Consider the following 7457-nt stretch of genomic DNA (forward strand, 5'->3'; position numbering starts at 1 on the left):
GATCCTCCCACAGTGGCCTGCGGCGATCTCCGCCGTAGGATGCGGGGGGACAGGTGCCAGGTGTCGGCCTACGGACGGACAGAGCCTGACCTGAGGCTTGATACGGCGTGATACGGCTTCTACGGCTTGATCGGAGCAGCGGACCATCGTGAGCGGCGAGAATTCTTCGGCGGACGACGTGCGGGCGGACGACGCGCAGCGGGTGTGGGACGTCGTCGTGGTGGGCGCGGGACCCGCGGGGGCCTCGGCCGCCTACGCGGCGGCGGTCGCCGGACGGCGCGTGCTGTTGCTGGAGAAGGCCGAGCTGCCCCGCTACAAGACCTGCGGCGGCGGCATCATCGGCCCCTCGCGCGACGCGCTGCCGCCCGGCTTCGAGCTGCCCCTCAAGGACCGGGTGCACGCGGTCACCTTCTCCAACAACGGACGGTTCACCCGCACCCGCCGCTCCAAGCAGATGATGTTCGGGCTGATCAACCGGCCCGAGTTCGACCAGCAGCTGGTCGAGCACGCCCAGAAGGCGGGCGCCGAGCTGCGCACCGGCGCCGCCGTGCAGCGCGTCGAGCAGCACGGCTCGGCGGTCCCGGACCGGCGGACGGTAGCGGTCGTGCTCCAGGGCGGCGAGACCCTGCTGGCCCGCGCGGTGGTCGGCGCCGACGGCAGCGCCAGCCGCATAGGCGCCCACGTCGGGGTGAAGGTCGACCAGGTCGACCTCGGCCTGGAGGCGGAGATCCCGGTGCCGGAGACGGTCGCCGAGGACTGGAAGGGCCGGGTCCTCATCGACTGGGGCCCAATGCCCGGCAGTTACGGCTGGGTCTTCCCGAAGGGCGACACCCTGACCGTCGGCGTCATCTCGGCCCGCGGTGAAGGCGCCGCCACCAAGCGGTACCTGGAGGACTTCATCGCCCGGCTCGGCCTGGCAGGCTTCGAGCCGAGCATCTCCTCCGGCCACCTGACCCGCTGCCGCGCCGACGACTCCCCGCTGTCCCGGGGCCGGGTGCTGGTCTGCGGCGACGCGGCGGGCCTGCTCGAACCGTGGACCCGCGAGGGCATCTCCTTCGCGCTGCGCTCGGGGCGGCTCGCGGGGGAGTGGGCGGTGCGGATCGCCGAGGCTCACGACGCCGTCGACACCCGCCGCCAGGCGCTGAACTACGCCTTCGCCGTCAAGGCGGGCCTCGGCGTCGAGATGAGCGTCGGCAAGCGGATGCTCGCGGTGTTCGAGCGCCGCCCAGGGCTCTTCCACGCGGCGCTGACCGGGTTCCGTCCCGCCTGGCGGGCGTTCAAGGAGATCACCCAGGGCCGCACCTCCCTCGGCGAGCTCATCCGCTCCCACCCGCTCGCCCAGCGCGCCCTCACCGCCTTCGGCCCGGAGCCGGCGGCGAAGGAGAGCGCACCGGCGGCGGACCCGGCCGACGAGGAAGCCGTCAGTTCGTGACGACGACCCGGAAGACGGGGTGGTCGGCGCCGGCCGCGACGAGTTCGTCGTCGGAGGACCCGGCCGTCACCCCCGGGAAGTACTGCTTGACCTCCCAGCCCCACCTCTCCAGGTAGGCGCGCAGCACCGGGAGCTTCTCGGCATCGGGAAGCTCCACCACGGTGAACTCCCGCACCTTCCGTCCCACCCGCAGCTCCCCGCCGCCGGCCATGCGCATGTTCCGCACCCACTGGGAGTTCCCGCGCGCCGAGACCAGGTACTGGGTGCCGTCGTACGTGTGCGGGTTGACCGGGATGCGCTGCATCCTGCCGCTCTTGCGGCCGCGCACGGACAGCTCCGCGCTGCCCGCGAGACTGATCCCGCGCCGGGCGAGCCAGCCGACGAGGCTGTTCATACGGACGGCCACCGGGTGGGCCTCGGCGTAGTACGGCTGGGGCGACGGCTGCGCTTCGGACGACGACATGGTGACCCCCACTTGTTTGGGAGAGCAGTGCTCTCGCTCAAGGAACAGTGTGGGGAGATCGGTGATCCATTGCAAGAGCGGTGCTCTCTTTTTTGAGCGGTGCACTTGTATGTGAGCGTCGCTCTGGTCCGTGATCGCCGATCCAAATCCAGTGCAGTGCTCCAAATCGTGTGCACCGCTCTGCGAACATGGCAAACTGCTCCTCATGACCACCCCGCAGGGCGCCCGCGCGCGAGCCAGGATGGAAGTCACCACGGCCATCAAGGACGAGGCACGCAGACAGCTCGCGGCCGAGGGTGCGGCCAAGCTGTCGCTGCGGGCCGTGGCGCGCGAGCTCGGCATGGTCTCCTCGGCGCTCTACCGCTACTTCCCCAGCCGCGACGACCTGCTCACCGCGCTGATCATCGACGCCTACGACTCCCTCGGCGAGGCCGCCGAGGGCGCCCACGCCGCTGCCGCCGGCGCGGCCCCGGCGCACCGCTGGGTCACCGTGTGCGAGGCGGTGCGCGGCTGGGCGCTGACCCGTCCGCACGAGTACGCGCTGATCTACGGCTCGCCCGTGCCCGGCTACTCGGCGCCGGAGGCGACCATTCCGCCGGCCGCCCGGGTCGCCCTGGTCCTCATCGGGATCCTGCGCGAGGCGTTCGAGGGGCGCGGTCTGGCCCGCACTCCGGTACCCGCCGAACTCGCCTCCGAGGCCCGCCGGATGGCCGACGAACTGGTGCCCGGCCTGCCGCCGGAGGTGGCGGTGGCCATGGCCGCGGCGTGGGCCCAGCTGTTCGGGCTGGTGGGGTTCGAACTGTTCGGTCAGTTCAAGGGGGTCGTGGCGGAGGCGGAACGAGAGCGGTTCTTCCGGCACGCGGCCGCACAGCTCGCCCACGGCGTCGGGCTGGTCTTCCCCTGACGGCGCCCGGTCACCCGGTCACCTTCTCCAGGAACGCGGCGAGGTTCCCGACCGTCCGCCGGATCTTCTCCTCCAGCGTGAGCGACTCCGGCATCCGCCCGCCCACGCCCGCGTCCCGCTTTCCCCGCACGTACAGCGAACAGGCGAGGTCGCTGCAGAGGTAGGCGCCCACGGAGTTGCCCTGCTGCCCGGCCTTCCCCGCCTTGGCGGCGACCATCAGCGAGACCCCTCCGGTGTGCGTGGTCAGGCAGATCGAGCACATGCTGCGCCGGGTCTGCCAGGAGGCGGGGCTCGGGCAGCGCAGCGCCACCGCCCGCACGTGACCGTCGTCCAGTTCGGTCGCCAGGTAGGCGCGATCGGGTGCCTGGGGGTCGCGCCAGCCGAAGTAGTCCAGGTCGGCCCACGGCCGTTCGTCCAGGTCGTGCGGGATGTTCAGGCGCTTCGCCGCGCCCTTGCTGCAGTTCACGAACGCGGCACGGATCTCTTGCTCGGTCAGCTGTCTCATGCGGCGCACGCTAATTTGCCTAAAGGTTTTAGGCAAACGCATAATCGGTTCAGGCAAGAGGTGAAGGCGAGGAGCGGGCGTGGCGCGAGCGGGACTGAGCACGGAACGGCTGGTCAGGGCCGGAGCCGAGCTGGCCGACGAGGTCGGCTTCGACCAGGTGACCGTCTCGGCGCTGGCCAGACGCTTCGACGTGAAGGTCGCCAGCCTGTACTCGCACGTCAAGAGCTCCCAGGACCTGCGGACGAGGATCGCGCTGCTGGCGCTGGAGGAACTCGCCGACCGGGCCGCCGACGCACTGGCCGGACGGGCCGGCAAGGACGCCCTCGTCGCGTTCGCCGACGTCTACCGCGACTACGCCCGCGCCCACCCCGGCCGCTACACGGCGGCCCGGCTGCGCCTCGACCCGGAGACGGCCGCGGCCAGCGCCGGCGTCCGGCACTCCCAGATGACCCGGGCGATCCTGCGCGGCTACGACCTGACCGAACCGGACCAGACCCATGCCGTCCGCATGCTCGGCAGCGTCTTCCACGGCTACGTCGACCTGGAACTGAGCGGCGGCTTCAGCCACAGCGCCCCCGACAGCCAGCAGTCCTGGACCCGCGTCCTCGACGCGCTCGACGCGCTGCTGCGCAACTGGCCCACCCCGACCTGACCCCCTCGTCCGCAGCGGACGGAACACAGCCGGAACAGAGACGGAACGCAGAGGCGATGAACACCGACCCCCGCTGGATCACCACGCCGATCACCGCCGCCCTCCTGCGCGGCGCCCTCGATCTGGAGCACACGGAGCACGGCGTCCTTCCGCACCGGCTCCCGGCCCGGGCCCGTGCCCAGTGCGCCGACCCGCAGCTCGCCATGGTCGAGTCCCAGCCCTCCGGCGTACGACTGGTGTTCCGCACCCGCGCCACCGCCGTGGAACTGGACACCCTCCCCACCAAGCGGCTCTACGCCGGCGCGCCGGCCCGTCCGGACGGCGTCTACGACCTGCTCGTCGACGGCGCCCTGGCCGGCCAGGGCAGCGTGTCCGGCGGCACGGTCCAGGTCGTCGACATGGGCGCCGGGACCGTGGAACTGCGCCCCGGGCCGGTCGGCACCCTCCGCTTCACCGGCCTGCCCGGGCACGAGAAGACCGTCGAGATCTGGTTGCCGCACAACGAGACCACCGAACTCGTCGCCCTGCGCACCGACGCCCCGCTCGCCGCCGTACCCGACCACGGCCGCAGGGTCTGGCTGCACCACGGCAGTTCGATCAGCCACGGCTCCGACGCCGCGAGCCCCACCGCCATCTGGCCCGCGCTCGCGGCCGCGCTCGCCGGCGTCGAGCTGGTCAACCTGGGGCTGGGCGGCAGCGCTCTGCTCGACCCGTTCACCGCCCGCGCCGTCCGGGACACGCCCGCCGACCTGATCAGCCTCAAGCTCGGCATCAACGTCGTCAACACCGACCTGATGCGGCTGCGCGCCTTCGGCCCCGCCGTGCACGGCTTCCTCGACACCGTCCGGGAGGGGCACCCCACCACCCCGCTGCTGGTCGTGTCGCCGATCCTGTGCCCCATGCACGAGGACACACCGGGCCCCACCGCCATGGACCTGAGCGCCTTCGGTGCCGGCCGCGTCACCTTCACGGCCGTGGGCGACCCGGCCGAGCGCGCGAGCGGCAAGCTCACCCTGAACGTCATCCGGGACGAGCTGTCCCGGATCGTCGCCCAGCGCGCGGCCGAGGACCCGCACCTCCACTACCTCGACGGCCGTGCCCTCTACGGCGAGGCCGACACCGCCGAACTCCCGCTGCCCGACGGGCTCCACCCGGACGCGGCCACCCACCGCCGCATCGGCGAACGCTTCGCCGGGCTGGCGTTCGCGGACGACGGCGCTTCCGCCGGGAGCGGCGGCGACCGCTGGGCCGACGGGCGGAGCCGGGTCGGCGGCCGCTGAGCTGACGGTCGCCGAGGCGACGGTCGCTGCGCCGGGGCTCCTCATCGCGCCGAGTCGGCCGACGCCCCGTCGCCGTCGTCCGGGACCAGTACGACCTTCCCCGCGACGGTCCCCGACTCGGCGAGCCGCAGGGCCTCGGCGGCCTGGGTCAGGGGGAGCCGGGCGGCGATGCGCGCGGTCACCTCGCCGCGCCGGAAGGCCTCGAACACCTGGGTGAGGTCGGCACTCAGCCGGGCCCGGAAGCGGTCCTTGCCGAGGGCGCGCCCCTCCCAGACGTTGAAGAAGCAGGCGTGCCGGCCGTTGGGCAGCGCGTTCCACAGCCACACCCGGCCGAGGATCTTCAGCACGGGGAGCTGCTTGGACCCGGAGTCGTCCCTGGTGGTGGCGCTGCCGTAGGCGACCAGGGTGCCGCCCGGGGCGAGGAGCCGCCAGGAGTCGATGACGCTGCGGCCGCCGAGATGGTCGAAGACGGCGTCGACGCCGCCGGGAGCCAGTTCCCGGACCCGGGCCGGGACGTCCTCGGCGCGGTAGTCGACCGGGGTCACGCCCAGCTCCCGCAGTGCGGCGTGGTGACGGGCGGAGGCCGTGCCGATCACGTGGAGGCCGGCCGCCCGTGCGAGCTGGACGAGCACCGTGCCGACGCCGCCGTTGGCGCCGTGCACCAGGATCGTGCCGCCGCTGCGCACCCTGGCCTTGCGGTGCAGCATCTGCCAGGCCGTGATGCCGTTGACGACCAGCGTCTCCGCCTCCGCCGCGCCGACGCCGGCGGGCACCTGCACGGCGTCGGCCGCGTCGAGCACGACATGGCTGGCCCAGCCGCCGACCTTCACCAGCGACGCCACGCGCTTGCCGACGAGCCCGGGCGCCACGCCGTCACCGGCCGCGAGCACCGTGCCGACCAGGTCGTAGCCCGGGACGAAGGGGAAGGCCGGCTGGTCGTAGTAACGGCCGCGGCGCATCTGCTGCTCCGCGAAGGAGACACCGGTCGCCTCCACGCGGACGACGACCTGGCCGGCGGCGGGGGCCGGGATCTCCCGGCGCTCGATGCGGAGGCCTTCCGGCTCCACGATGCCCGGCAGGACGACCTCGACGAGCTGGGTGCTTCGGGCGGCTTCTGCGGTTCCTGCGGTTCCTGCGGTTCCTGCGGTTTCTGCGATTCCCATGACGACGGCCTCCGTGTGCCTGACGGTGTATAGATGTATTCGCAAGCGAGATAGGCTCTCGCTTGCGTTAGAAGCTATAACAAACATGACGTGTACTCGCTGGAGTGTCAAGCCGTCGCGTCGGATGGGGTCATCGCTACTGTTAGAGCCACTCTCGAAAGTGATAGCTTGAAACGAACTGGTGCGAGAGGAGCGTGACGGCCATGGCGGCAGATGCGGACGCGGTGAGCCCCCGCGAGCGATACCGGAGCCAGGTGCGGGCGGACATCAAGGCGCGCGCCTGGGAGCAGATCGCCAGGTCAGGCGCGACGGGCCTGTCCCTCAACGCGATCGCCAAGGAACTGGGCATGAGCGGTCCGGCTCTCTACCGCTACTTCGGCAGCCGCGACGAGCTGATCACCGAGCTGATCCGGGACGCCTACCGCAGTCTGGCCGACACCTTCGGTGCCGCCGCCGGGGCCGAGGCCGGTATCGGCGGCCTCGCCCACGCCCTGCGCCGCTGGGCGCTCGCCGACCCCCAGCGCTACTTCCTCGTCTACGGCACGCCGGTCCCCGGCTACCGGGCGCCCGACGACATCACCGGCATCGCCCAGGAGATCATGGCGGCTCTGCTCGACGTCTGCGCGGCGGCCGAGCCCGAGGCGCCGCCGCCGGCCTCCGCCGGATTCACCGCGCACCTCTCCCAGCACCGCGAGTGGGCCGGCGGACACCCCGCGCCGCCGGGAGTACTGCGCCGGGCGCTGGCCTTCTGGACCCGGATGCACGGGGTTCTCTCCCTCGAACTCGCCGGCCACTTCACGGGCATGGGCTTCGACCCGGACCGGCTGTTCGACGCCGAGGTGGCGGAGCTGACCCCGGGCCGCTGACCCCGGGCCGCTGCCCGGCCCGGCGGCCTGCTGCCGCCTACTACCCGGGGAGTACGCGTGATCACCTCGCCGGGCTGACGCTCGCGCGGGGCGACGGCGTCTAGCCCCGGACTTCGCGGGTCACCGTTTCAGGTCTTGTGGCCAGGCCGACCAACTACGGGGCCGCCTCGCGGAAGAGGGCCAGGAGAGCGT

At 72.4% G+C, this 7457-nt stretch carries 8 protein-coding genes; 5 read left to right on the top strand and 3 right to left on the bottom strand.

Going from position 1 to position 7457, the window contains the following annotated elements; translation table 11 throughout:
- Positions 1-148 precede the first annotated feature (148 nt).
- A complete protein-coding gene (locus ACFY6U_RS47055) occupies positions 149-1432 on the top strand; it encodes a geranylgeranyl reductase family protein (RefSeq protein ID WP_390048563.1) in 1284 nt (427 codons plus the stop codon).
- Here ACFY6U_RS47055 and ACFY6U_RS47060 read toward each other — a convergent pair.
- Complete coding sequence (locus ACFY6U_RS47060) at positions 1422-1895, bottom strand: nitroreductase/quinone reductase family protein (protein WP_390048565.1); 474 nt, start codon at positions 1893-1895, stop codon at positions 1422-1424. The genes ACFY6U_RS47055 and ACFY6U_RS47060 overlap by 11 nt on opposite strands.
- Positions 1896-2100: 205 nt before the next feature.
- On the opposite strand from ACFY6U_RS47060, the gene ACFY6U_RS47065 reads away from it, so the two are divergent.
- The gene (locus ACFY6U_RS47065; RefSeq protein WP_390048567.1) at positions 2101-2799 is read left to right on the top strand and encodes a TetR/AcrR family transcriptional regulator; all 699 of its coding nucleotides are present in this window, start codon (positions 2101-2103) and stop codon (positions 2797-2799) included.
- A gap of 10 nt (positions 2800-2809) precedes the next feature.
- On the opposite strand, the gene ACFY6U_RS47070 is transcribed toward ACFY6U_RS47065, so the two are convergent.
- The gene (locus tag ACFY6U_RS47070) at positions 2810-3304 is read right to left on the bottom strand and encodes an FBP domain-containing protein (protein ID WP_390048569.1); all 495 of its coding nucleotides are present in this window, start codon (positions 3302-3304) and stop codon (positions 2810-2812) included.
- 79 nt (positions 3305-3383) lie between these two features.
- On the opposite strand from ACFY6U_RS47070, the gene ACFY6U_RS47075 reads away from it, so the two are divergent.
- Both ACFY6U_RS47075 and ACFY6U_RS47080 read left to right on the top strand, forming a co-directional pair.
- A complete protein-coding gene (locus tag ACFY6U_RS47075; protein WP_390048570.1) occupies positions 3384-3956 on the top strand; it encodes a TetR/AcrR family transcriptional regulator in 573 nt (190 codons plus the stop codon).
- Between the two features lie 56 nt (positions 3957-4012).
- Positions 4013-5236, top strand: coding sequence for a GDSL-type esterase/lipase family protein (locus ACFY6U_RS47080; protein WP_390048571.1), 1224 nt, complete (start codon positions 4013-4015; stop codon positions 5234-5236).
- A gap of 41 nt (positions 5237-5277) precedes the next feature.
- Here the strand turns inward: ACFY6U_RS47080 and ACFY6U_RS47085 are convergent, their stop codons facing one another.
- The gene (locus ACFY6U_RS47085; protein ID WP_390048572.1) at positions 5278-6399 is read right to left on the bottom strand and encodes a medium chain dehydrogenase/reductase family protein; all 1122 of its coding nucleotides are present in this window, start codon (positions 6397-6399) and stop codon (positions 5278-5280) included.
- Positions 6400-6602: 203 nt separating this feature from the next.
- Here ACFY6U_RS47085 and ACFY6U_RS47090 point away from each other — a divergent pair, with 203 nt between their 5' ends.
- The gene (locus ACFY6U_RS47090) at positions 6603-7265 is read left to right on the top strand and encodes a TetR/AcrR family transcriptional regulator (protein ID WP_390048574.1); all 663 of its coding nucleotides are present in this window, start codon (positions 6603-6605) and stop codon (positions 7263-7265) included.
- The last annotated feature ends 192 nt before the right edge of the window (positions 7266-7457 follow it).

The sequence above is a fragment of the Streptomyces sp. NPDC013157 genome (genome assembly GCF_042899865.1).
Taxonomy (GTDB): domain Bacteria; phylum Actinomycetota; class Actinomycetes; order Streptomycetales; family Streptomycetaceae; genus Streptomyces.